This is a genomic window from Acinetobacter sp. YH12131, assembly GCF_013418635.1.
GTDB classification, from domain to species: Bacteria; Pseudomonadota; Gammaproteobacteria; order Pseudomonadales; family Moraxellaceae; genus Acinetobacter; species Acinetobacter towneri.
On record NZ_VPBQ01000014.1, the window covers coordinates 38,494 to 65,480 of the forward strand.

The following is a 26,987-nucleotide window of genomic DNA, read 5'->3' on the forward strand; positions in this document are numbered from 1 at the left end:
TATCTGAAGATAGCACCCTGCATCGAGCTATGCGGTATTGATAAATATTCAATAAAGTGGAACGTTTTTTTAAAGAACGTTCCACTCAAAGAGTGTGGGGTTCAGCGGACGCTTACCTTTCTCTTAAAGCCTCTTGCGCTTTATTAAATGGTTTTATTAGATAATCTAAGATCGTTTTCTCCCCTGTTTTAATATCGACTGTTGCAACCATGCCAGGAGTAATACTGAATTGTTTGCCTGCTTTATTCATCAATTTTCCTGAATCCGTTCGAATATACACTCGATAATAAAATTGATCTTGCTTAACTTCATCTCTCAAGGTGTCTGGAGAAATAATAGAAACTTTTCCTTTCAACCCACCATAAATAGAATAATCATACGCGGTGATCTTCACCAGTGCATCTTGCCCAGGATGAATAAAAGCAATATCTCGCGGTGAAATACGTGCCTCAACCAAAAGTTGTTCATCCAGCGGAACAATTGTCATCAACTTGCCATTTTGAGAAATCACTCCGCCAATTGCAGATTCATCAGGAAACTCCCAGCAACTGGTCATATACTGATAATGGATGCTGCAAACTCTCGTAGGGCATCACATGCGGTGCCGCTGTAACAGGCACAATGCTGGAAACCGTATTTGATTGCGGTAATGGCGCGAATCTTTGCTGCTCTTGCTGCAGTCGAACAGCTGGTTTTTCTTGCGTGGTTGCATGAATCCGCTGATTGGCGGTTTCATGCAACCACCGACCAATGTGGGCATTAGCAACATCAACATCCAACAATAAGCCTGAAGTCTTAAGGCTTGCTTTCAATTGCACAATAAAGCTTGATTTGAGATATCCATTAAAGCGTTCAACTTTGCCTTTGGTCTGTGCGCGGTAGGGTTTACATACGCGGGAGGCGAAAGCCATATTTCTTGGCACAATCGAGCAGTTTGGGGTTCCATTTGTGCTGCCCCTCCTGATAGGCATCCCGTTCAATCATGATCGTTTTAGCGTTATCAAACAGGATTTCCTGAGGTACGCCCCCAAAGAACTGAAATGCATTTTCCAGACCATCGATCCATGCATCCGTCCGTTCATGATCATAAAATTTCACGAAGGTTGCTCTGGAATAACCTAATGTGGCCACAAAGGCTTTCAAAGTCGTATGGTGACGTCGAATCGTGGTGAAATCAACCTGCATTTGTTGACCAGGTTGGGTTTCAAAACGAATGACGGGTTCTGATTTGGCAACGGGTTTTAATGTTGCAAGATATTCCCTCAATATCCTGATCTTTCCTGGATATCCAAACCCTAAAATCTGCTTATAGAGCACAACGGCAGGAATCCATTCAGGATGAGCTGCATTTACACGTTCAAGCAAATAGGGTTTATATGGATCAAGAATACTTATTCTAGGTTGTGTACGCCGATACTGAGGTGTGGTGTTTTGCCGTAAATATTTACGTACGGTATTCCTGGATACCCCAAGTTCACGACTAATGGCTTTAATGGATTTACCTTGTTGATGAAGAATTTGGATGGTCACTGCTTGCTCCAAAGTTAACATGTTGAGCAGTCCAAAAAGACCGCTATATTAACCAAGGGGGTCAGTTTTAAAATGCCGTTAGAGGGTTATTTTTACACTGCTGCTAACACTTGTTATATTTATGGGACAGCAGTGGCCTTAAGCTCCCATTTTTACTGTATTTTTTTGAAATTTCGTATAACCACCATTATGTTAAATGGTAGGGGATTCTAAGTACGAGATTAGAAAATTTAGTCTTTAAGAGGAGAAATTTGTTCTAGCTTATCTTCAGGATTATTTTCTCTAATATGTATAATTCGATCATAATTTTCTACTCCTCGTAAGTGAGGTGGTGCAAATGCTGGATACTTGTTGAAAAAGTGCATTTTAATATTTAGTGCATGGTCTAAAATAAAAGCGCATTCAATTCCATAGTACTTATCATTAATAAAAAAATTGTCTGTAGTTTCTATTAGTTCTTGGATAGCTAAATCCAATTTTTGAATTTTTTCATTAATATCTTTAGTTTTATCTTCTATCTTTTTGTCCATTGGTATCACCTATAGAATTAAGTTCCCCTAAAATTAACATAATACACCTTATACGAAATCGAAATGTTAGAACCCATTTAAAGTGTCTGTATTCTCACCAATAAAAATGTCTAGTTTATGATGATTTAACCATCATGGACTGGATATGAAATATAGATGCTGATCACTATGTCTGACAAAGAAATTCAACGTCTTGCGGTTCTGCAAGACGTTCGAGATCATCGTATTACCCAAGTCCGTGCTGCTGAAATCCTGAATCTTTCCACCCGTCAAATTACCCGGTTATTGCAGAAGCTCAATCAAGATGGTGTTTCAGGTCTGGCTCATGCCAGTCGTGGTCAACCTGGCCATCGTCGCCATGATGACTTGTTAAAAGCAAAGTGCCTTTCCATTATTTCTGAACATCTGCTGGGCTTTGGGCCCACCTTGGCGCATGAGAAGCTCAGCAGCATGTTTGAGCTGAATATTCCTGTGGAAACAGTTCGTCGCTGGATGACTGCCAATGAGCTCTGGATTCCGCGATCCAAGCGTCTGAAACGTCCATATCAGCCTAGATATAACCGTGATTGCTTCGGTGAACTGATCCAGATTGATGGCTCCTATCATGACTGGTTTGAAGGACGATCCGCCAAATGCTGTTTGCTGGTTTATATCGATGACGCCACTGGAAAGCTGTTGCATCTGCGCTTTTGTGAGGCTGAAACGACCTTCGACTATATGCTTTCCACGAGAGCCTACATTAAGCAATATGGCAAGCCTTTGGCCTTTTATAGCGATAAACACTCAGTATTCCGAGTGAATCAGAAATCGAGCCAAGACAGCAAGATCACGCAATTTGGGCGGATTCTGAATGAGTTAAACATCGATATTATTTTTGCCAACTCACCACAGGCCAAAGGACGTGTGGAACGTGCTAACAGGACACTTCAGGATCGTCTGATCAAAGAGATGCGTCTGGAAGGCATCAGTTCGATTGCTGAAGCCAATGCTTGGCTACCCTGCTTCATTGAGCAGTTCAATCAGAAGTTCGCCAAGTGTGCGCGTAACTCAAAGAATTTACATCGACCATTAACCGAATCTGATCTTGAACTGGATGATATTTTTACCTGGCAGGAACCACGTAAGGTCACCAAGAATCTAACCCTGACGTATGACAAATGTATTTATATGCTTGAACCGACTGAATTGAACCAGAAATTAGTTGGACAATACATTTCATTTCTGGAGTACCCGGATGGCACTGTTGCGATCATGTATGAAGGACGGAAGATCAACTACAGTATCTTCAATAAACTGACTGGACTGCAGCAGAATGAAGTGGTTGAGAATAAACGGTTAGGCGCAGTTCTGGCCCATATCCAACAACAGCATGAAGAGTTGGAAAAACAGAATAAACGTTCCCGTGCCAAGAAAAGTATGCCGAGTCGTAAAGCTCAGAAAGCTAGCAATGAACAAAGAAATTTAAATCCTGTTCTTGACTCTTGCAGTTAAAAACAGGACATTTTAAATGGTTTATCGCATAGACATTTTAATTGGTGAATAACACACAAAAATCAAAAATGGGAGCCTTAAGCTCGCATTTTTATTGTATTTTTTTGAAAATTTCGTATAACGCCCATTATGTTAAATAGAATAGAATTTGAACGATAAAAAATTAACAGTCATACATTATCATTAACAAATAATAGGGGACATTTTTTATGGGTGATAAATTGAAAGAAATACCAGCACTTACTGGGTGTTTTATTGCGGGTACTCTAGTGCGTGTACAGAGGGATCTAAATTTACCACGGAGAATTTGGAAAAAAATCGAAGATATACAGGTAGGTGATCTAGTTTTTGATCCTAGACAGTATCGTGGACAACAAATCCCTCTAAATTCTTGAAATATTTCTGTTCAAAGGCTTCTGGGCTTAAACAGCCGTTTGCAGAATGTCTTCTGATTCGATTGTAATAAATCTCAATATAGTCAAACAAGACAGCATTCGCTTCTTTTCGAGTGGCAAATACACTGCCATGGACCACATGAACTTTCAATGTATGAAAGAAGCTTTCGGTCACTGCATTATCCCAGCAGTTTCCCCTGCGTGACATACTTTGAACGCAGTTATTCGTCAATAATAGCGCCCTAAAATCACGACTACAGTACTGTGAGCCTTGGTCCGAATGTACCATGACACCCATTGGATACCCCTGACGAGCCATTGCATAATGAAACGCATCACATACCAATTGACGGTCTATTCGATAGCTGGTTTGCCAACCGACAATACGACGGCTGAATAGATCCAGCATCACACATAAATACAGCCAACCTTGCTTAGTACGGATATAGGTAATATCTGTTGTCCAGATCTTATTGGGTTCATTGACCGTAAATTGACGATCTAACAAGTTAGGTGCTGTAGGCAAACGATGGTTTGAATCAGTCGTATGCTTGTATTTACGTGCAATCCTGCTACGTAAACCAAGCTTTTTAAGCATTCTTCCAACGGTTCGTTCGCTCATGCTGTAACCTAAATCATGCATGTCATGTACCAATGAAGGTGCACCCAATCGTGCATGATGCTGCCAATATACGGCTTTTAAATCATTATATTTCTGCGCTAGATTGGTCTGGCGCTTTCGCCAGGCATAATAGCCTGAAGTGCTGACACCCAGGCATTTACAGACAGAAGATACAGTGACTTCATTCACATCCAGATCTTGAATTACCGTGTACTTTTCTTGGCATGATCTGTCAGAAAGTACACATGCGCTTTTTTTAAGATGTCATTGACTTCCCTAAGCTGTTTGACTTCTTTCTCTAATTCCAATATCCGCTGTTGTTCTGGTGAAAGTTGACGTTTGCTTGAACCCACTGGATTGGCTTCACGAATCCATTTGTCTAAAGTTGAATAACCCACACCTAATTTCTGGGCGATTGCAGCTGTAGGCTCGTGTGAGTTTGAAAGTGCATAATCAATTGCTTGCTGTTTAAATTTGGGATTAAAACGTTTGGCCATTTCTTGGATCTCCAAAGTTAACGTTACGTTATCTTTAGAGGGAAGTACTGTCCATTATTTTGGCTAGGATCAACATGATGAAATAGCTCTCTTAAAATCAAAGGTTCAGCTTGATCAAATGCAATATCCCTAGTCTGAACGATCTGCTTCAAGAATTTATTCACATTGTTGTCGATATGAGTGACTGTGATCTCCTGCCAGATACTAGGCACAATCAGGGCTAAAGGACGTATTTTATAAAAATGAGAGGCAATATTAATCCCATACGGATCAAGATCACCATAAAATGCCAACAAGCAGTTATCCGATACTTGTTCTAATAATTTAACTACTGTTTTAATGTTGGCCCCATGCCCACGATAGACAAACAGGCTCGACTGCCACTCAAGAGGCAACTGCATATACCAATCAAATACCCTATTCATCATGGCACCATTTTCAATAATAATGATGCGCTGTATCGATTGTATGTCATCCCTGGATGAATTTGGTCAAAAGTGAGACGATAAATATCCTCAAATCAGTAAATCATGGCTTGCCAACTGGTCGAATCTCAACACGTTCTTTGCCTATCCAATGGACATTCGCAAGGCGATTTATACCACCAATGCAATTGAATCCTTGAACAGTGTCATTCGCCATGCCACCAAGAAAAGAAAAATCTTCCCAACCGATGAATCTGTGAAAAAAGTGGTATATTTAGCGATTATGGCAGCAAGCAAAAAATGGACGATGCCCATTCAGAATTGGAAAGCTGCCATGAATCGTTTTAGTATCATGTTTGATGAACGTGTAACCAAGTATTTTTAAAACCACATTTACACAGAATTATTTACACCCTCATTAAATAGTGTAATTATCAGTAGATACCAAATTTACAATCTTCAATGGCTTGCATTTTTTTAGTAGTTGACTCAGCCAACGTTTTACGTTGCTCTTGAATTGCAGGGTCACGAGTAAAAATAGGTAGTTCTTTAACTTTAGTCCGATATTCTGTTTCAATTTCATGACACACTTTAATATTTTCTATTGTTTTATTGACAAAATTTTCATCTACTTTTTTGTACTGATTTTTAGAAATACGTAATGTTTGACCATCATCAGATAAATGTAAGGGCATAGCAGCTAAACCATTATTAACCGCTAAAGTATCATCTTTTTTTTCCAATACGAGAGAACTTCCCTCTTTACCATTCACCACATTACTACGAGCAACCACATTTTCTTTAAGAATATAACTATCTTTACCCTCTTTAAAAATTTGCATAATGCGCTTTCCTTGCACATTTTCTAATTGCCAGTAGCCAACCATTTTGTCATGTTTATTACCACAAGCTGATAAAAAAACCGTCGACATTGATAATAAGATTACTAACTTTTTCATAAGTAAACCTCTGAAAATAATAAAGATTCTTCTAAGCACAACTTTTTATAACTATCACTAGTCGTTTTTAGGTTAAACTGAAATATATCAAAAAATAAATAAAATACATACATTTATTTTTAATTGAATTATTTCAAGTGGAAACTACACCCCAAATTTGCTAAATAGGTTTTCCAGCGTTTCAGTTATACAATGTTTTATGAGATCTGGACTAAATTCAACAGCATCATGAAAAGTTAGAACAACAAAATATCCGAAACTATTCCCAAAAGATGTCAAACAGGAAGCCCATTTGAAACTTTACTTAATGGAAAACGAATTTGGGCTGATAAGAATTTAGCCCAAATTTAACCTGACAGGCACAATAAAAAACGGGGAACTGTCAGATCAGTTTTGAGCTAGTATAAGTGAAGGGTTGTCCTTGTTAGCAGCAGTGTAAAAATGCCCCCTTGGTTATGGTTAATATAGCGGTCTTTTTGAACACTATCTGTACCCTATTCTTTTGAACTGGAAAGCTCTTCAGCCAACTGCTCAGCCTGTTCCAATACAGTTTCTGTAGCCAATAAAGCCATATCAGGTGGATAGCCATACTTCTTCAGCAATCTCTTCACGATGACTCTTAACTTTGCTCTAGCAGCTTCCTTGATCGTCCAATCCAAAGTCACATTCTTACGAATAGAATCAGTGAGTACGACTGCAAGTTCTCTCAATATGTCTTTCTGCATCAATTCTCGAGCACTGTCATTGTCTGCTACTGCTGAGTAGAACGCATATTCGTATTCAGTCAGGTTGAGTTCTTCAGCCAGTTTGTCTGACTCCTGAATTGTCTTAGCTAACTTGATCAGTTCATCAATGACTTCTGCTGCAGTAAGTACCTTGTTCTGATAACCCTTAATTGCTGAACTCAACATATCCATGAGCTTCTTACCTTGGGTGACACTGCGTTGCTCTCGTACCTTAATCTCATCACCAAGTAACTTCTTAAGTGTTTCAAGCGCAATGTTCTTATGCTTATAGTCTTTCATCTCCTGCATAAACTCATCAGAGAGAATCGAGATATCTGGTTTCTGAATCCCTGCAGCATCGAAGATATCTACCACTTGCTCTGTGACTAGAGCTTGGTCAATGGTTTGCTTTACCTTGGCTTCAAGCTCAGCATTACTTAAGCCAGAAATCTTGCCTGTACCATCACTAAACTTAGCAAGACGTGCTTTGACTGCTTGGAAGAATGCCACCACTGGTGCAGCTTCCATAGCATGTGGATGAGGTACAGCTAATGCGAATGCCTGTGACATCGCTGTGACTGCTGTCAGGAAGCGAGTCTTCCCTTCTCCTTGATCTACACCAAGGATATGCTCTTCCGCTTCTAAAATGATGTTGAGCTTACGAGAAGTATCTGCAGTGAAGTACTCTTGGTAGTTGAAGCCATGCAAAATGCCATCAAGCACTTCTAGCTTTTCTTGCAGGATCGTTGCAGCTTCATCCTGCACCAATGCAGGATCACCTTTACCACCTGCTTCTGAGTAAAACGATAAGGCTTCTTTCAAGTCAGATGCGATACCAAGATAGTCCACAACCAAGCCACCAGCCTTGTCTTTGTAGACACGGTTGACTCGTGCAATCGCTTGCATGAGGTTGTGACCTTTCATTGGTTTGTCGATGTAAAGGGTGTGCATACTTGGGGCATCGAAACCAGTCAGCCACATATCACGAACAATAACGAGTTTGAGCTTATCATCATTGTCTTTCATACGATCTGCTAAGCGTTGGCGCTGTTGCTTGGTAGTGTGATGTTTAGCAATCACCTCACCATCTGAAGCTGAGGCAGTCATCACAACTTTGATTACACCATCATTCAGATCATCACTGTGCCACTCTGGTTTGATCTTTACAATCTCGTTGTAAAGGTCTACAGCGATCCTGCGAGACATGCTGACGATCATGCCTTTGCCTTGGTTTGCATTGGCTTTAAGACGCTGCTCAAAGTGTTCTACGATGTCCTTTGCAATGGCTTTGATACGTTCTTTACTGCCGATCAAACCTTCGACTCTTGCCCACTTCGCACGTTCTTTTTGAGTTTGGTTTAAGTCATCTTCAGTAAACTGGTCATCAAAGTCTTCAATCAGCTCTTTGCCTTCCTCACTGATGGCAATCTTAGCTAGGCGGCTTTCATAGAAGATACGAACAGTTGCACCATCCTCCACTGCTTGCGAGATGTCATAGATATCTACATAGTTCCCGAAGACTGCAGGTGTGTTTACATCCGTCTTCTCAATTGGTGTTCCTGTGAAACCAAGGTAAGTAGCATTAGGAAGTGCATCACGCATGTACTTGGCAAAACCATAGACAGTACGTTTACCGACAACCTTGCCATCTTCATCTTTGACATCGACTTCCTTGGCATTAAAGCCATACTGAGAACGATGTGCTTCATCTGCAATCACGACAATGTTGGTTCGGTCTGACAGTTGCTCGTAGACGCTAGTGCCATCATCCGGTTGGAACTTTTGGATGGTGGTGAAGATCACGCCACCTGAACCCACCTTGAGTAACTCTTTGAGTTCTTCTCGGCTGTCTGCTTGTCGTGGTGTTTGTCTAAGGAGTTGGCTTGATGCAGCGAATGTACCAAAGAGCTGATCATCTAGATCATTACGATCTGTGATCACAACGACTGTTGGATTATCCAAAGCCAAGACAATCTTGCCTGTGTAGAAAACCATAGACAAAGACTTACCTGAGCCTTGGGTATGCCATACCACACCGGCTTTCTTGTCACCGACTGCTTGTTGCTGTACCAATTCGAGCTTACTTCTACCTTGATGTTGCATGGCAACTTCTGCTGATTTCGAGTCCGAGTTCACTGCAGACGCACGAATAGTCGAGAGGACTGCTGCATTCACTGCATAGTACTGATGATATGCAGCCATCTTCTTGATGGTCTTAATGGTGATTAAGCCATTGGTATCCTCGTGCTTCGTTGATTCATAGACAATGAAGTGTCGAATCATGTCGAGTAGTGTGACTGGATTCAGTAAACCATGAATCAGGACTTCTAGCTGTGCTTGTGTCTTCTTGGCTTTGGTTTGACCATTGTTTGTCTTCCACGCCATGTAGCGACTGTAGTCTGCTGAGACAGTACCTGCTTTCGCCTCTAAACCATCAGAGATGACGTTGAAAGCATTGTAGGTAAACAAGCTAGGGATTTGGCTTTGATAGGTCTGTATTTGCTTGTATGCGCCTTCTACAGTGGCATTCTCGTCTGTTGCATTCTTGAGTTCAATGACCACCAAGGGTAAGCCATTCACATACAAGATAATGTCTGGTCGTCTTGTCCAGCGATCTTCTTTGATGGTTACTTGATTGACGACAAGGAATTCGTTATTGGTTGGATTCTCAAAGTCAATCAACCAAGCATACTCACCTTGAGTGTTACCCTCTTTGCTCACCTCAATGTTAATGCCCTCAGTGAGCAGTCGGTGGAATGCTTGGTTATTACTGAGTAGATCAGGGGATTGAATATTGGTGACTTGCTTTAGTGCTTCAGTACATTTGTCTTGGCTTAAATGAGGATTTAAGCGTTGTAATGCATCAAGCACTTTGTCTTCCAAGATGACCTGCTTATAGCTTCGTAGAGGGTTAGTGCCCTTCGATTCAATCTCAGGTCCATACACATAGGTATAGCCCAATCCCTCTAGTTGCTCTATCGCCATCAGCTCAATGTCTGATTCGGTCATCTTAGTCACTTGATTATTTCCCCCTAAACTTATCCATATAACCTGGACTCATTAATTTTTTATATGATGTAAAGCTAAGAAACCTTATTCATCGTCCTGCACGTTATAGCCATACTTCTGCACAGCATTCTCAATAGCGCCCTCAAACTTATGGCAAACATATAGATAGAGTTCAGCATCTACCATCAGTACTCCAGGAACACCTAAACCATCATTGAGTGGAATCAGAGTCTTTTGTGAACCAATCTGAACTGTTGGTCGTTGGTATGAGCAATTCACAGTGACTTTATGTGGCGATCTATTCCAGTCAATTTTCTTGGCTTCCCACTCACGACTACCGCCCAGCAAGGTGACTTGAATCTTGGATTCAGTCGCTGTCTTATTCAGTTGTTTGTAAGAGACAAACTTGGCGACTGAACAAGGAGAGTGATAACAGGTTTCTATGACTTTACCTTTTTGTATGCCGCTATGATTGAATTTAGCCGGTGCTGCTTGAACGGTTGCAGCAAAGCTAACTACAGCAATCAAGCCAAATCCCATTTGAATCATGCGCTTTATCATTCTGTTTTTCCTCTTTGTTCTCTTTTACTTAATCCATCGGCACAGCGATCTTATTCACTTTCCAACTCAAACCATCACGAACCATTTTGACAGTGACGGCTTTGGAATCATTTGGATGTTGGATCACAACCTCAAAGTCACTGAATGAGGTATAGCGAGTTTTGTACTCTGCTTGATCTTCTTCTTTGGTTTCTGTTGTTGATGCTCCCTGTGATGAATGTGCTGCATCTTTAAGGTCTTTGCCTTGCATCATCATGGTCATCCCTTCAGGTGTGACAAAACCATCAATCATCTTGTCTACCATGGTAGATGCAAGCATGGCACCTAGTGCTGCGAAACCATCATCTTTATGGGTTGCCATCTCTTTCATCATCATGGCATTCATTTGATCTTTGAAGCTCTGACGCACACTTGGATAGTCGATGTACTTGGACACCTTTTCGCTATCACCTACTTGTGCAGCATTCTTGATGTTATTGATGGCAATGTATGGCGAAGCATACAAGTAGCCACAGATCACTACGACTAAGGCAATGATTGCCCCTATAATTTTTTTATTCAATTCAGCCCCCTGAATGTAAAAAAGGTGAAGCCATCAAATGACTTCACCTCAAATGTTATGCAACTTCTTCTGTTTGGTATTGGACTCTGACTTCGCCGCTCATCAGCTTAGGAAGCAAGGTATCTCGTAGTTGTTCAAGTGTTTGGATTTGCTTCTTGTTAGATGAAACCTTTTGCATCGAAGGAGTAATCAACAGCGAATACTCTTCAAGGTAGTCTAAACTTGGAGTCTTAAAAGAGATATTTAACATATCTTCTGGCTTAACCCTTTGATGACTGCCACTGGTTCCCGAAGCACTCATTGCTAATTCATCAATAACATCTCTTGAATTGAATAAGCTATACAAGAACATTAAATGAGATCCTACTTTAGGCTTCAAATTCTGAAACTCTGTTGAACATACATAATTATCTTTGACATCAGTTAATAACCATATACGAGGCACTCTTGGATTCAGCTTTGAGACTAAAATTGAGTTCTCACATACTCTGTACTTATTACTCAGAATTTCCGCACCCAATTCAATAGTAGGCTTTTCTCCTGAATCAAAAGCAGGCAAACTAAAATGATAGTATGTCTTAAGAGGATCTTTTGATGGGTTCACATTGTCTTTGATATGAGTAGCTATATCACTTACTAGTAAATCATCCCAATCCTCTTTCGCTTCCTCAATAAACCATTGACGAAACAGTGTTTCAGCCATGGCTTCCAAAGTCTTGTTCTGACAGTGCAGTAAGTCGATCTTGTCATCTAATGATGAAAGGATTGAGGCTATGGCTTTTTGTTCAGGGAGAGACGGAAAGCATATCTCTTCTTGATGAACATCATTACGGTTAACTCCAGGCACCGCACTTTTGTCACTAAATTTTTCCCAATCCAATGTTTGCAAAAAGTAGTAGATGAACTTTTTGTCATTCCCCTTAAAGTCGTTTACATAAAGAGATGTGTTTAATGGCCAAAATGGTACATCACTGAAAAAAACTGAACCAATGGTTCCATATCGGCCCGTCACAACACCTGATTCATTTACTTTGGCTTCATTATGAAAATCAGCAAAACCTGAAGAAGCAATGATGGGAACACTACCAGAAACACGAGATTGCTTTGGTAAGTCATAACCACGTTTTAGGGTAAAGAAGCTATCTAATCGCCCAACCTGCCACTCACTCATACAACCACCTTTGCTAAGTTCTCAGCAATGGCTTGGTTTAGCTTGGCTTCCTCAGCAAGCTGTGCTTCAAACTCTGCCTTTAAGCTTGTAAAGCGTACCTTGAAGTCGAACTCATCTTCATCATCAGCTAAACCAACATAACGACCTGGCGTCAGTACATAATCAAGCTCAGCGACTTTCTCAAGTGGTACAGATGCACAGAAGCCTGCAACATCCTCATACTCACCACCCTTGTTACGCCAATTGTGGTAAGTGTCTGTGATGAGCTTAATATCTTCATCAGACAAGACTTTGGTTCTGCGGTTAATCAGATGACCTAGGTTACGAGCATCAATGAACAGAATCTCATTGCTACGATCTTGGTATTGGCTTGAGTTAACACGGTCACGACGCATAAACCATAAAGCAGCAGGAATCTGTGTGTTCAGGAACAGCTTGGCAGGTAGGTTCACAATACAGTCGATGACATTGGCTTCTGAAACCAAGGCTTTACGAATCTCACCTTCACCACTGGTCTTAGAGGTTAATGCACCTTTAGCAAGCACAACGCCTGCCTGACCTTTAGGACTCATGTGATACAAGAAGTGTTGCATCCATGCGAAGTTCGCATTGCCTGCAGGTGGTGTACCTAGAGACCAACGAGCATCACCCACTAACTGCTCACCGCTCCAATCAGAGACGTTGAATGGTGGATTAGCAATGATGTAATCCGCTTTCAGGTCTTTGTGTGCATCATTCAGGAATGAACCCTCAGAGTTCCATTTCACATGCTCTGAGTTAATGCCACGAATGGCTAAGTTCATCTTGGCCAAACGCCAAGTTGTCTGGTTACTTTCTTGACCATAGATGGAGATGTCGTCCACTAAACCCTGATGCGATTCTACGAATTTCTCAGACTGTACGAACATACCACCTGAACCACAGCAAGGATCGAATACACGTCCTTTGTATGGCTCTAGCATTTCAACCAATAAGCTCACGATGGATTTAGGCGTGTAGAACTGCCCACCTTGCTTACCTTCAGCTAAAGCGAACTCACCTAGGAAGTACTCGAATACGTGTCCTAAAACGTCGGCAGAGCGATCTTTTGCATCACCTAGGGCAATGTTACCAATGAGGTCTATCAGCTCACCTAGGCTCGTAGGATCGAGATTTTGACGTGCATAGACTTTAGGTAGTACACCTTTGAGCTGAGGGTTCTCATTCTCAATGGCTTCCATTGCATCGTCTACAATCTTACCAATGGTGACTTGCTTTGCTTGGTTTAACAGGTATGACCAACGTGCGATCTCAGGAACGAAGAAGACGTTGTATGCAGTGTATTCATCACGATCTTCAGGATCAGCTCCTGCAAACTCTCCCTCACCTTCAACCAATAGGTTGTAGTGAGCTTCAAATGAGTCAGAGATGTACTTGAGGAAGATCAAACCAAGGACTACATGCTTGTACTCAGCAGCATCAATGTTCTTACGAAGTTTGTCTGCAGCTTTCCAAAGAATGACCTCAATGGGTTCTTGTTTGGTTTGCTTTGGAGTACGTGCCATGGAATTGTCCTGCAATGAATAGGTTATCTAGTTTTAGTTAAACCAATAGTACCCAATAATACGCTCGTGTGTAAGTATTGATACGTCATTTCTTGTCGTACAATTTAAGTATTAAAAAAGTGTAGCAAGTTGCTACACTTTTCAGACTAATCACAAACCCCACTTTAGCGATCGTTAAAGTGGGGGTATTTTCTAAACTTCTATCGCTTATTCATAGTGATTTATTTTTAAGCGTATTGATGGCTAAAAAATACAATAAAAATTAACTTCGATAAGTGCAAGGCGATTTTCTTCAAGTTTTGTGCTGTAACTGACAGTAAACATTGCTGCGTTACTTGCATAACAGAGACCCTGTAATTATTTTGCAACGGCAAAATTCGTTCAACAGTCTCCTTATCGGGACAATATAGATGCGCGACACGTTCATGAATGATATTGAGATCAATCGCTTTGTCTATTTTACGTATAAGATAATTTTTAGGAATAAACTCTTCTAGCGTAACCATATCAATTTCAGTTTGGGTGGTATAATTTTTCGCATGTGATAATTATAAAAAATTCTCACGTAAGTGTGAGAGTTTTATGAGCAAACTGAAAAGTGTAGCAAGTTGCTACACTTTTTCACTTTTCTGAATAAGCTGTTTTAAAAAATCTTCTAGTTGTAAAAGACTAGCTTCATCAATTTCTGAAATTTTAAGAGAGATATTGAGCTGTTTTTGATTCAGTTTGATATTTCCAGCAACCTTACCATCATATTCGATTTTTCTTACCACTGATGTCGTGGTTACTTTTTCTGGATCTTGACTCAATAGTTTTTCAGCATAAGAAGTAACTTTGCTTTGCTCCAGTTTTTTTTCTTTTAATTTCTCCCAAGCACCGAGTAAAGCTGTTTCCGCCTCCGAAAGTTGCTCTATATGATCCGATAAAAATTTCTTGAACGCTGTTGCAGCAGTACGACCGACTAGACCTGGCTCCAAATCCAGGTCATTCAACATTGCTTTAGGCAGCTTTTCATACGATAGATATTTGTACATATCTTCGCGATTTAAACCCAATGAATTAGCTAAACGTTGCTTGTTCTTCTTCAACTTTTCATCAAGTGAGTTCAAACCAATAAAAATTTCATAATCTGTCAGATCTTGACGCTTTAAATTTTCAGCTAGGGTTAACAAAGATGCTTCTTCATCATTAGCATCAATGATAATGGCTTCAATCACCGACTTGCCGAGTAATTGATGCGCCCGTAAGCGTCGCTCGCCTGCAATCAGTTCATATTTCAGATTATCAAGTTTACGCACTGTAATGGGCTGCAAAAGGCCGATTTCATTAATAGAATCCGCCAGTTCTTTTAATTGAGAATCTTCAAATACTTTACGCGGTTGGTTGGGACTGCGACTGATATCCTCAATAGGAACATTACGTCTAAATTCTTTTAGCTCTTTAATATTGTCTTTCTGTGCTTGCTGATGTTTTTCTGTATTTTGTTTCAATTTTTGAGCTAAAAGCTCTTTAGTGCTTGCCATAATACTCTCAGGTTTAAACTTTCGCTACAATTTCATAAGCAAGGCTTTCAAAAGCCTTACGTACTTTTGAATTTTTTTCTACTTTCAAAAGTGGCTGTTGCAGAATTGCTGCTTGATTAACTTTAGTACTTTGAGGAATGGTAGTTTGTAAAATTTTTCCAACCTGTTTTAAAGCTTCATCCCGAATCAATTTACAAACATTCTGACGTTCATCATGTTTAATCAGTAAAGCGCCTAAAAGCTCTAAATCTGGATTAATACGTTTTATCTTTTCAAGATGGTTTAAAAGATCTGTTACCCCATACAGTCCATATTGTGATCCAGATTCGATAGGGATAATGACATGTGTTGATGATGCTAAGGCATTACTGGTTAATAGTTTAAGACTAGGTGGGCAATCAATTAATATGAAGTCGTAAAGATCTTTTAACAGTTCTAGCTTGATGCTTAATTCTTCTGAAGGACGAGGAGCTTCTTCTTTAAGCTGGTCTTCAGTTTTTCCTAAATTTAATGAGCCATAAATTAATGATACTTTTTCAAAGTTTGTTTCTTCTTGTAATGCATCAGCTAATAATGAAATATCACCAACGAGTAATTCTGCTGAAGTAACAACAATTTCGCTTGGATGTTGGATCCCAATGTGTAAACTTGCGTTTGCTTGAGGATCTAAATCAATGACTAAAACTTTATTGCCAAGATTTGCAAGTTCAGAGGCTAGATGTACAACGGTCGTTGTTTTGCCACATCCACCTTTGTGGTTAGCAACCGTAATAATTTTTGCAGACATACGTGTCAGATGCTTCCGTATTTGAATGTTTAACAATATAAATAACTTTCACTCATCATACTATAGTTTTTAAATTTATAAATCTTATTTATTTAGGTGTAAAACAACTTAAAAAACTAATTTTTAAATAAGCTAGCTTAATTAATAATTAGTATAATTATTTATTTAGCTAATTAATAATTAAGACTGTTTTTTTGCTATATAAAACAAATGCTTATAAGTTTAAAAGTGGAGGGCTTGTCACCGTAAAGTGGAAGGTTTGTCACTCAAAGGTGGAAGGTCTGTCACTCAAAGGTGGAAGGTCTGTCACTCAAAGGTGGAAGGTCTGTCACCGTAAAGTGGAAAGTTTGTCACAAGAGTGGAAGGTTTGTCACTACTATTTTTAAAAAGGTTATATTTTTTAAAAAACTCTTGCAAAAATAAATACTTAATTTGTTGATAAAGTTGGCTAAACAATCTTTAAGGGTGGAAGGTTTGTCACTATGTGTTAGCACCCTGTGGATAAATTTTTTTTATTGGATATTTCCTGATGATTATCTATTCATTTATACCTTTCAAATCTAATGAAAGGTGGAAGCCTTGTCACATCTAGGTTTCTATCTGACATAGCATACCTAAATTTGGAAGAAATAAGTGAAAATGGGTATTTTGAACTGTTAGTTTAGAGCTAAAGGTGGAAGGTCTGTCACTATATGGTGGAAATAATATATTTCATTCCACTTTAAGGACAATAAATCGTCAAAAATGCATATTTCTGATGACAAGCCTTCCACTCTTAGATTCTTGTGGTGAAAGTCTTGAAAGTTTTTCCACTTTTGTATATAAAAATAGAATTAAATATATAAATATCACGGTTATGACAGAATCAGAATCATTGCAAGAAGAATTGAATCATATTCCTTACTGTATAGGCAATATTCGTCATAATGGCGTTGTTAGCACTAGTAACCGCTTAATTCGCCCAATTGAGTTATCAGCCAATGAATATAAGGCGCTCCTATATGCAATGGCTGTTGCAAATTATAGTGAGAAAAATAGGGTAAATGGTGAAATCACAGAACAAACCTATATTTATCTGTATAAGGATGATTTGGCAGATTTACTAGGATTGAATAAACGCAATTCGATTAATGTTGCAATAGACCGGATTTATAAAGAACTTTCATCTAGGGTGGCTCATTTTATTATTGAGGAACCTACTGATGATGGTAAGAGAAAGACTAAAAAAGTACATTCTGTCGTTCCTATTATCCGTGAGTTAAGATGGGAAGATGATTCTAAAAATGCCATTCAGATTCGTTTTACCAGTGAGGTGTTACCGTATTTCACGCAGTTGGCTGGGGGGAATTTCACCACCTATCAATTGAAACATCTGTTTGCCTTGGATTCTGTTGCTAGTATGAGTCTTTATACGTATTTCATTAAAAATGAATTCAAGTACGCAAGCCAAAAGAGTTATGAAGTCCCAATGCTTTTAGAAAACTTGAAAGCTCTGATTGATATTAATGAAACTAAATATGATCGCTGGGTAGATTTTAGACGCTATGTATTAGATAAAATAGTTGCAGAAATTAACGAAAATACAGATCTACAACTAGAGTATGAAACCATAAAAAAAGGGCGCCCAATTGTGGGGGTGAATTTTAAACTGCATCAGCGTATTACTGATAAAACACTAAATGAAACTGCTGTAATTGAAAAAATTTATCTTGATGTTCCATTTGAAGAGAATGCATTAGTAAAAGAATTGGGGGCAAAATTCGATACGAATGTACGTTCCTGGTACATTTTTAATAATGATGAAAAGTATTCGCAGTTCAAGAAGTGGTTTAAAAAAATTGGTTGTCTCACTGACTCTCAAGCAAATATTGTTATTAATGACACTTTATTCCAAATGGATTTTGCTGAAGTTGGTATGAGCTTGAATGACTTTAAACGTAATATGAAGCATAAACTAAAAAATAATCCGGAATTTGTACAAAGTATTCGTGATAGGCTGAATGATATTTTTGGTAAAGAGCTTGTCTAAGGAAAAGTGTAGCAACTTGCTACACATTTTTTAATGTATCACTGAAGAATTCAAGTACTAAGAAAATTGGATACAAAATATCTGTGTGTATAGCTGAATGAAAAATAGTTAAAAGAATAGATATTATTTTTAGATTTTACACTTTTGTTGTTCCTCATATATTTTTGCAGAAAAAAGTTTTTCAGTGCTCAAAAAATGGTGTGGTTAAGATAGGGAGATCAACCAAGTTTTAAGTATATAGAGTAATTTAGATAAAAAATTACTAAATATTTTTATAGCCTTTGTATAAAGCAGCGGATCATGAAAACTATTAAAATAGCCTAAGCTTATTAGCTTTGTTGTAAAAATTTACTCTGAGATGCTTCTTAAGCTAGATATTTGATGCTGTTGCGTCTAGCCACAAATGATAAGCTAAAGACCGTTTTAGCTAAAGATGATGACGATCAACTTGGCGATACCATTGATTTGTAAGTATCCTCTAAACTCTATGCCAATCTTTTAATTTGGATCACTTTGTATGTCGGCAACTTTTGCAGTACACCATTTAAATAGGCATACAGATCTAGACCATTCAACTTTGCTGACTGGATCAATGTCATGATGTTAGCAACTCGCTGACCACTGCGCAGTGATCCAACATACAACCAGTTCTTACGACTTAAAGCCCAAGGGTGCATTTGGTTCTCCACCAAATCATTGTAAATAGATAGATTACCATCATCTGAATAGCGGCTTAAGGCTTGCCAGCGCTTTAGAGTGTAATTGATTGCCTTAGCGGTGGTAGAACTTGATGGCACCATCAGATGATGTTGGTTGAGCAATTCATATAGTTGTTGCATCACTGGTTGACTATGCCGTTGCCGGTATTCGCAGCGTTGTTGCGCTGTACCGTCGGTCTTGTGCCTTAACTCTGCTTCTATCGCATACAATTTCTGAATCAGCACCAGTGCCTGTTCAGCAATCTGACTTTTCCCAGTGATATGCAGTTCATGGAATTTACGACATGCATGTGCCATGCAACCTACTTCAATGATCTGACCTGATTTGAAATGTGCTTTATAACCACTGTAATCATCACAGACCAGATGTCCCTGCCAGCCATTCAGGAATTCTTCTGCATGCAGACCTGAACGGTTTCTTGAAAGTCATAGATCACCCCCTTGCTGCAGCACCACCTGTTTTAAGGCATTGACCAGAGGTTCAAGTGTCTACACCACAGCGACCAATCCAATCTGACAGGGTGGATCTAGATAGATCTACACCTGCGCGCAGAAAGATCTGTCGCTGACGATACAGCGGTAAGTGATCAGCATATTTGGATACCAGCACATGGCTAAGTAACTCAAGTGTCGCAATACATTTATCGATCACATAGGCAGGCATCGTTTGCTGAGTCAGGGTGTCACATTGATCACAAACCCATTTACCACGCACATGCTGTTCTTTATAGAACTGCGCTGGTCTGAAATTCAATTTTTCACTGATATTCGCCGATACGACGCAGTGTGCACCCACAGATGTATTGCGTTGATGCAGATTCATGCTCAATACGTACGGTTGCTAAATGATCTGGGAGTAGTCGACGTTTATGTTTATTTATCCAATGAGCCGTAAAACACCCTCATTTATGGAGGTGATATAAGGCTCGATTTTTAATTCTAATGAGGTGATTGTTGTTGCTCGATGTATTGTTTAATAATTTCTAATGGCGCACCACCGCAACTTGAAGCAAAGTAACTTGGCGACCATAAAGAATCACCCCAAAGTTTGTTTTTAATTTCAGGAAAGTCTTTTCTAAGGTGGCGACTAGATAGACCTTTTAAGCTATTCACTAAATTTGAAATAGCAACTTTTGGTGGGTAATTAATTAATAAATGAACATGATCATCCTCCCCATTAAATTCAATCAATACAGCATCAAAATCCAAAGCCCGATATTGGCAATAGTCACCAACATAATATACATTAAATTGTATAAATTGCTGTGTATATAAGTACAATGAAATAAACAACTTACGTTTTCAAATATTTTTTATTGGAATTAATTTTTATTAAGATCGTTTAATTGTGGTCACATAAGTTTTTAAAAATTTACCAAATTATCACCAACATAATTTTGTGATGATTAATTAGGTAAACCGAATGGTAAAAAATCAGGTTGATGGAATTATATATGGCCAGCCTAGGCTTTTATCAGCATTAATTAACTGTATAACCCCCAAAAAAAATTAAAACAGACACTCACCATTAAAACTTAGGTGTAGCACGAGAGTTAAGCAGTATCCGTTACGATGATTTATTGAAGTCATTTTATTTCTAACTGCAATTGAGCAGGCCTACCAATGCAAGCCAGATGTAAACAAAATTTAAAAGCCGGTAGTGCTTTGCCTTGTTTTAAGGAATATAGCTGTAAGCGTGCATTATTTTCTTTTGTTGTTGGGTAACCTTCTAGTTTCTGATTTGCCTTGGCAAGTTTGAGTAGATTCGGCGTAATTTCTTTGTTTAAAAAATTAACCATATCTATTCCAAGTAAATGCCACATGTTGGCAGGAAACAGATCTTTGGCCGCATAGTAGAATTTTTCCAGATTCTGAATATTTTTCCGCGTTGAATGTAAACCTGTATGTGAAGCAGTTACGTGATTAATAAAGAATTCTAAGACATACCTAATATTTTCAGGTGACTTTTGATAGCAGGCTTGTAGATAGTTAAAAAAATGTGTGACCAATAAAAGGTCCTCATTAGTATCAATCATTGACGGTTTGATGTATTGCAGTTCGGTTATATGAAAAAGTCTTGGATTGTTTTTTCTAGATTTAAGTTGTTTGAGTTGGATTGCATTGTCATACCAATACTTGATGAGCTCATGAGATAGGCAAAGTTCTTGTGCTACGCGCTCCGTATCATATTTGTATAACTCTAATAAGCAGAGTGCCTTATAAAATAGATCAAGATCGATTTTAGATTCTGGAGTCGCGACAAAATAGTCAAAAATACAATGTTCTTGCGTTTGATTTACCTCTAATTCTGCATGTAGTGTGTGAGCATTGCTCGCTATCCATTTTTCTTGATTGTTTAGAAGGAGTTTACAGAGCGTTGTAGCATGCATTTCAAAATTGAATTCAGACTGATCATTGAGCGATTTTAGAAAATGTAACTCTTGTGTTGAATTGCTTATCCCCAGCATTTTCTTAACCAAACCATTGCTTAGTAATGGGCGATATTTGGAAAATTGATAACCTGCAATAAAGTAAGCTACATGAATATAACTTTTAAAGGTCTCGATGGGTTCGAGATGCCCCAAAAGATGTGCGATGATAATCCAATGATTTTGATCAATTGAATTACGTAATAACTCAGCCCTGAGCTGATTATATTCAACTTCCGTATAGTCTGTGAGGCTATCAGACAAAAAATGATAATCACATTTAAAAATTAATGCTAAATGATTTGCTGCAGAATGTCTAAATGAATGAAATGTATAGTGATGTTGCTTGAATAACTGATCCATAAAATTTTTAAAGGGTGCAGTCAGCATGTGCTGGCTGAGTTTCTTATTCTCATTGAACTGACTGAATAAATAATCATTCGGTTTTTTTGTTAACCGCTGTTTGACAACATATTGATGAAATTGTTGATACTCAGATGCTTTGAGTAAGCAATACACGGGCACGCTACGTTGCGCGCTGTCAGTCTTTAATCTGTGTTCATTGCCTATTTTTTCTGACCCATATGGCTTGACCAATAATGATATTCTGTTTAATCCTTCAGTATCTTTGATACGTAAACCAATCATTTCATTAATTCGCATCCCAGTTCTGTAAGCAAGCGTATAAATAAGACTAAGATTTTCATAGTCATGTTGAGAGATGATATTTTGTAGATGTGCTTGTTGAAGTTTTTTGATTAACAGTTGAAATGTGACTGGGCTGATAATACGTGTGCGTGGTCTGGTTTGTTGATCCAGCGTCTCTAAAGTGAATGCTGGGGCATCGAATAGTTGTTCTTGAAATTGATGAAAACGTTTGAGTGTTTTTACAATTTGAGCAGCCGATTTTTTAACAGTATCTTCGAGCAGACTTTCAGCAATACAGTTATTTTGATAAATCTGTGCATATATTTTTTGCAGGCGTGTTTCTTCATCGTCCTCAGAAAATTGATATTGTAAAGAATAGATTAGCCAAGGCTCACCAATTCGAGTGTAGTATGTGTAAATTGAGCTTTTGGCTAACTGGCTATTGTTGGAAATGATTTTAGCAAAAATTGTAGCGCAAAAATCAAATCTCTGAGCTAGCAGATCTATATCTTCTTGAGGTGGTTTAAAGAGACTAATTAACCACAGGGTGATTCGTTTACTGTATTCATTAAAGAGTTTTGCATTCTCCATACAATAATCGATCATGAGTTGATAGATTGGGGCATCTGTTTGGCGAAGACGAATAATTTTTAATAAGTCTTTATGAATTTTTAGTACATCTTTTAGTGCATCTTGCTCATGATGCAAATAAACAGTTTGTGGAGGTAAATTCTTAGACTGATGAATGACTTCAGTAGTGAGCTCATGCTTATATTTAAATTTTGGTTGCACAAAACGCTCAAACTCTTGTTCGGGTAAACCACAACTGAGTAAATTCCCGATGAGGCATTCAGAGAGCGCCGGATCTATATCTACGTTGGGAAGCTGTAACCAGTTGTAGCGAGCATGCTGAAGTAAATGCGATAAGCTATTTTTTTTAAACTTTTTCTTTATTTTTCGAAAGATATACTCAAGATAGCCCTCTACGGGAAGATGAACATGTCGAATATCTCTCAGATTAAAATGTATTAGCCACAGACGTGTGACGGGGTCTGGAATAAAATTTCTAGATTTTCGAACAGTATATTCATCAATAAAAATATCGCCATAATGATTAGAATGGGATTCTAAAAAAAGAATATTAAGGTCTTTATAATGGCGTACTTTTACTGGATTTCTGAGGTGTTCAAGCAAGGCATTAAGTTCAGCTTTTTCATTTAAGCCACCAAATAGAATGGCAGACAATATAATATTGCCCACGATTTCCTCATTTGAGAATGAGTCACAGCTTTCAGCCAATTCCCAATAATTATAAAGCTGTTGTACGAGGTCATTTATTTCATGACCATCGGCATTCCAGCTCATGGTCACGATAGGCTTATCTCTTTTAATATCTAAAACAGCATGAGGCAGCTCTAAATCCAAGCGATGCTGAGCATTTAACTCTTTGATGTAATCTTCAAAAAAATCATATGCAAACTTGATCCACTTTTTACTCGTAGAGTTTTTCTTGATGTGGCTATAAACCTCGCCGTAATCACCTAGCAAATGTGGATTCTGATCAAACTGCTGTTCTGAAAAATATTTGCGGAGTGAAGCATGAACTTCATTTTGAATTTTTTGTTCATTTAATTGTCGAGTAAGTTCTCGTTTCTTTTCGGCAAACAGTTGATCTGCTTTTTTAAGCGATGAGGACATTTAAATTCACTCCAATAATTTCAAAATATTCCTGCATTTCATTTAAATGTGTTGCGAGCGCGCGATATTGGTTCAGAGACAAACTAGAAAATGGATGTGCGGCTTCCTGTTGGAAGGCTTCATGTCCAAAAAGTGCAAGTATTAAAGGCTCGGGGATTTGTTTGTTGGTGAGAAAGGCACGTGTTGTATGGCGGTGCCAGTTGGGATGTGCTAACCCAACTTCAGGATGAAAGTCACGCACATTGGAAGGTGTAAGCGGAGTGAGTGTGCCATTTTGTAAAAGATTTAACAGAGGCTGTTCATTATTAAATATGGCATCAATTTGGGCTGAGATTTCGCGGTTAATCGCCATGTAATGTTGTTGGATATGTTCGAGGAAACGAAGATATTTCTTTAATTCACCGATGAGAAATGCACAAAGTGGAATCAAGCGTCCAAAGCCACGTCTACCACCGACCTCTTTGTCAGACAGCATAATTGTCTGTTGCTGAAAACTTATATTATTCAAAAAACCTGGAAAGTCCCGAACAGGTCGTGCAGCGGTAAACAAAAGTAGGATATGCCACATCCAAATGCTATAAGCATTAAAACTTTCTACCCAGTCGTTATCTGAAGTCGTATAAATTTTGGTGTAAAGATAGAAAAGGATGTCCTTTATGACATTTTTACTTGGTGCTTTTTGGCTACCAAAGCAGATGGACTGATCACTATAGACAATATCACCGTAGTCATTTTCAGCGAGCTGTGTACATAGTTCAGATAAAACTTTGACATAATTTTTTTGTAATTTATTTACATTGTAATGGCAGTAAGAGCTTGAAGAAGAGTGACTTGCATCTACACCAGTGATGATGTCAGCAAGTTGCCTATTGCCTGTTTTTTGCAAAATAACATGATGCAGTAATGAGCTAGTTTTTGATAAGTTCAGCTGAGGAATTTTGACTTCATCTTTTATTATTCTAATTTTTTTCTTTAGCTCATCTTCAGTGATGATTGGTTCTGCTTTGATACGATCAATAAAGTGATTTGGGATAGGGATATCTAAATGAACGGTGTTATTGATCAGTGACTCCGGATATTCAAACGTTGCATCTTCAAAAATGCTGAATTTGGTTGAGAGATAGTATTGGTCACTTTGCAATTTAATGACTTGGCGATGATTTAATCTTTTTACACGCCTTTTTTGAAAATTTAACCAGTCTTTAAAGCCAACGCCTGTGATTAAGCAAAGTAATACAACGAGCACGCTTTTATCATTATGTTTTTTATCATCATGATACAGGTATGTAATTAGGTCAGAAATAGTATAAACACTTGGGAGTAAACAACTTGCAGTGAGCAAATGATCTTGTCGTTGCATATGTTTTGGAATTAACGAAAGTGCCATACGTTGGGCATTTTTAGAATGTCTGGCAAGTGGTGTAATCTGATCTGCTTGAACAATAACAGAGGGGTCTTCTTGCTCGTCAAGGGCTTGCTCATTAGCTAAACCTCTATTACTTTTTTTAGTCTCAATGATTTCGTTAATAGTTCCATCGGTATCCCATGTACGATATTGCAGTTTACTATCTACACTTGATTTGGCAATTTTTGGACGGCTTTTTAGTACATAATTGAATGCAATACGTAATTCATCACAGAAATTTTTCTGAAAATCATTTAGTTCTTGATCTGCTTCAGGTTGAAGAGCAGACTCTACAAATTGCTCTAATGATAGAAATAAAGCAGGGAATTTAAGAGTTAAGAATGCTTGATAATCTAATGCGTGAGCATCTTTTTTTTTTGCAAAAAAAGACTTGTTTGCAACGCGGAAACGCTGAAATAAGCGCTTAATCGTATTGAGATGCTCTGTATGTTGTTTTTCAAATAAATCTGGTTTGATCTGCGGCAATGCTAATAAATATAGTGCTGCTTTAAGGACGAGCACATTCCAGGTGAGTAGTTCCGTGTGCGCATGATAAATGCTGGCAATACTGTTGATGTAATACGTGATTGGGGAATCACCAATTTTAGATTTTCTAGACGCTTGGAGAGTAGCGGGAATGCGAGGTGGTGAACTTGTAGAAATATCAGATTCAATCTCACTGAGAACAAGCCCCTTAAGATAATCTGAGCAGTCATGGTAAACCAATAGATCTGCGATAAAGTTAATATGTGCATGAAGACACAAATCCTCTGCATTAAAAAGCTTTTTTAATAAGTCTGATAATAAAATTTTGGGTTGAGGAAGGGGCTTAGTTTCACTTTCGTGCATATGAACAATTCCAAAAATCTGTTGGATTTGGTGAAAAATCATTTTGATTTAAATAATGATCGACGACTTTTGATTGCTTGCTGACTTCGTCAAGTAGATGCTGGCGACGTGCATGGATTTTTCTGTTTCTATTGTGGAGTTGTGTATGGCTAAAATTGAGTAACTTACCAAGCCCCTCAAGACTGAGCGTTTTATGTGCTTTGAATGAATGTAAGCGATTAAAGTCGAGTAAAACTTCAGTCGAAATATATCGGTTGATCGCTTGCTGAAGATGCTGCGGATTTAAATTGTGTATATCAAAAGTATTTGCTTGCAAAAAACTTAAGAATTCAAAGCTTGCATAGTGTTTGAGTTGTTGTTGTAAGTTGGCATCAGGTGGGAACGTATATACATGTAATTCCTGAGGTGAAGGCGGAAGCTTCATGTGATGCAGGTACAAATCAAAATTATCAGCGATCCAGAAATTGGATATTCCTGCTATAGACCAAACATTGAGTTTGTTTGATGCTAAACGAAAATGAGAAGTTAATCGTAGAGCTCGAAAGGCCATGTGATAGCAGTGATGAATGCCAGCAAAATCTGGATGAGTGTTTAATGCGAGTTTAGAAAGATCTCGCTTGAAGATAATTTTGGGGTTATCAAAATTAAATGAACATTCAGAAGTTACTTGTTTACGCGTTCCACGGCACATATTTAGATTATTAAAATATAACTATGATACATTTCTACTATTTAACTGTTTACTTTTCAAGTAATCTAACGGTATTTATTGTGTAAGTGTAGAAAAGTAGACACAATTTATAGTTTTGGTGTGCATAATTTAATTTGGTTCTATTTTTATTAGTAATATTTTTAAGCTATTACCGAGGTTGGGATTGA

General features: G+C 38.4%; 18 protein-coding genes and 4 pseudogenes. 3 read left to right on the forward strand and 19 right to left on the reverse strand.

The window, feature by feature from the left end:
* Nucleotides 1–112: 112 nt before the first annotated feature.
* The 3 genes and pseudogenes from FTU66_RS10410 to FTU66_RS10420 all read right to left on the reverse strand — a co-directional run.
* Nucleotides 113–517: pseudogene (locus FTU66_RS10410) on the reverse strand (HlyD family efflux transporter periplasmic adaptor subunit); the annotation flags it as partial.
* Between the two features lie 13 nt (nt 518–530).
* A pseudogene (istA, locus tag FTU66_RS10415) lies at nt 531–1,551 on the reverse strand (IS21 family transposase).
* 209 nt (nt 1,552–1,760) lie between these two features.
* On the reverse strand, nt 1,761–2,060 hold the full coding sequence (locus FTU66_RS10420; RefSeq protein ID WP_179989178.1) for a hypothetical protein: 300 nt from the start codon (nt 2,058–2,060) through the stop codon (nt 1,761–1,763).
* Nucleotides 2,061–2,216: 156 nt separating this feature from the next.
* Between FTU66_RS10420 and FTU66_RS10425 the strand changes: the two genes are divergently transcribed.
* Nucleotides 2,217–3,551, forward strand: a complete 1,335-nt coding sequence (locus FTU66_RS10425; RefSeq protein WP_103254392.1) for an ISNCY family transposase — start codon at nt 2,217–2,219, stop codon at nt 3,549–3,551.
* A 354-nt stretch (nt 3,552–3,905) separates the two neighbouring features.
* Here FTU66_RS10425 and FTU66_RS10430 read toward each other — a convergent pair.
* Both FTU66_RS10430 and FTU66_RS10435 read right to left on the reverse strand, forming a co-directional pair.
* Nucleotides 3,906–5,065 (reverse strand): IS3 family transposase gene (locus tag FTU66_RS10430; protein WP_154320140.1). Its coding sequence is split into 2 segments (ribosomal slippage): nt 3,906–4,831 and nt 4,831–5,065, totalling 1,161 coding nucleotides; the frame shifts between segments, so codons are not numbered across the junction.
* A gap of 23 nt (nt 5,066–5,088) precedes the next feature.
* A complete protein-coding gene (locus tag FTU66_RS10435) occupies nt 5,089–5,535 on the reverse strand; it encodes a Wadjet anti-phage system protein JetD domain-containing protein (RefSeq protein WP_228291712.1) in 447 nt (148 codons plus the stop codon).
* Between the two features lie 31 nt (nt 5,536–5,566).
* Here FTU66_RS10435 and FTU66_RS10440 point away from each other — a divergent pair.
* Nucleotides 5,567–5,875 (forward strand): annotated as a pseudogene (locus tag FTU66_RS10440) (transposase); the annotation flags it as partial.
* A gap of 49 nt (nt 5,876–5,924) precedes the next feature.
* Here FTU66_RS10440 and FTU66_RS10445 read toward each other — a convergent pair.
* The 9 genes from FTU66_RS10445 to FTU66_RS10485 all read right to left on the reverse strand — a co-directional run bounded on the left by FTU66_RS10445 (nt 5,925) and on the right by FTU66_RS10485 (nt 16,331).
* Complete coding sequence (locus FTU66_RS10445; protein ID WP_154320138.1) at nt 5,925–6,449, reverse strand: hypothetical protein; 525 nt, start codon at nt 6,447–6,449, stop codon at nt 5,925–5,927.
* 494 nt (nt 6,450–6,943) lie between these two features.
* Complete coding sequence (locus FTU66_RS10450) at nt 6,944–10,183, reverse strand: type I restriction endonuclease subunit R (RefSeq protein ID WP_218944576.1); 3,240 nt, start codon at nt 10,181–10,183, stop codon at nt 6,944–6,946.
* An 84-nt stretch (nt 10,184–10,267) separates the two neighbouring features.
* A complete protein-coding gene (locus FTU66_RS10455; protein WP_070153126.1) occupies nt 10,268–10,744 on the reverse strand; it encodes a hypothetical protein in 477 nt (158 codons plus the stop codon).
* A 28-nt stretch (nt 10,745–10,772) separates the two neighbouring features.
* Nucleotides 10,773–11,306: a DUF2939 domain-containing protein gene (locus tag FTU66_RS10460; protein WP_167846516.1), complete on the reverse strand. Its 534-nt coding sequence runs from the start codon at nt 11,304–11,306 to the stop codon at nt 10,773–10,775.
* Between the two features lie 55 nt (nt 11,307–11,361).
* Nucleotides 11,362–12,477, reverse strand: a complete 1,116-nt coding sequence (locus FTU66_RS10465; RefSeq protein WP_104915058.1) for a restriction endonuclease subunit S — start codon at nt 12,475–12,477, stop codon at nt 11,362–11,364.
* Entirely contained in the window at nt 12,474–14,021 is a 1,548-nt protein-coding gene (locus FTU66_RS10470; protein WP_154320136.1) for a class I SAM-dependent DNA methyltransferase, read from the reverse strand. Before FTU66_RS10470 ends, FTU66_RS10465 begins: the two co-directional genes overlap by 4 nt.
* A 227-nt stretch (nt 14,022–14,248) precedes the next feature.
* Complete coding sequence (locus FTU66_RS10475) at nt 14,249–14,527, reverse strand: hypothetical protein (protein ID WP_070153138.1); 279 nt, start codon at nt 14,525–14,527, stop codon at nt 14,249–14,251.
* A gap of 105 nt (nt 14,528–14,632) precedes the next feature.
* Nucleotides 14,633–15,544: a ParB/RepB/Spo0J family partition protein gene (locus FTU66_RS10480; RefSeq protein WP_070153141.1), complete on the reverse strand. Its 912-nt coding sequence runs from the start codon at nt 15,542–15,544 to the stop codon at nt 14,633–14,635.
* A 13-nt stretch (nt 15,545–15,557) separates the two neighbouring features.
* Nucleotides 15,558–16,331, reverse strand: a complete 774-nt coding sequence (locus FTU66_RS10485; protein WP_094069344.1) for a ParA family protein — start codon at nt 16,329–16,331, stop codon at nt 15,558–15,560.
* Between the two features lie 856 nt (nt 16,332–17,187).
* Here FTU66_RS10485 and FTU66_RS10490 point away from each other — a divergent pair.
* Complete coding sequence (locus FTU66_RS10490) at nt 17,188–18,360, forward strand: replication initiation protein (RefSeq protein WP_094069347.1); 1,173 nt, start codon at nt 17,188–17,190, stop codon at nt 18,358–18,360.
* A 485-nt stretch (nt 18,361–18,845) separates the two neighbouring features.
* Here the strand turns inward: FTU66_RS10490 and FTU66_RS10495 are convergent.
* The 5 genes and pseudogenes from FTU66_RS10495 to FTU66_RS10515 form a co-directional block, all read right to left on the reverse strand.
* Nucleotides 18,846–19,957 (reverse strand): annotated as a pseudogene (locus FTU66_RS10495) (IS66 family transposase); the annotation flags it as partial.
* A gap of 61 nt (nt 19,958–20,018) precedes the next feature.
* Nucleotides 20,019–20,336 (reverse strand): IS200/IS605 family transposase, encoded by a 318-nt coding sequence (gene tnpA / locus FTU66_RS10500; RefSeq protein WP_257229519.1) that lies wholly within the window; start codon nt 20,334–20,336, stop codon nt 20,019–20,021.
* Nucleotides 20,337–20,665: 329 nt separating this feature from the next.
* A complete protein-coding gene (locus tag FTU66_RS10505; RefSeq protein ID WP_154320135.1) occupies nt 20,666–23,854 on the reverse strand; it encodes a tyrosine-type recombinase/integrase in 3,189 nt (1,062 codons plus the stop codon).
* Nucleotides 23,838–26,108: a hypothetical protein gene (locus FTU66_RS10510; protein WP_070153152.1), complete on the reverse strand. Its 2,271-nt coding sequence runs from the start codon at nt 26,106–26,108 to the stop codon at nt 23,838–23,840. The genes FTU66_RS10505 and FTU66_RS10510 overlap by 17 nt, the downstream gene beginning before the upstream one ends.
* Entirely contained in the window at nt 26,095–26,799 is a 705-nt protein-coding gene (locus tag FTU66_RS10515; RefSeq protein ID WP_094069346.1) for a hypothetical protein, read from the reverse strand. The genes FTU66_RS10510 and FTU66_RS10515 overlap by 14 nt, the downstream gene beginning before the upstream one ends.
* Between the last annotated feature and the right edge of the window lie 188 nt (nt 26,800–26,987).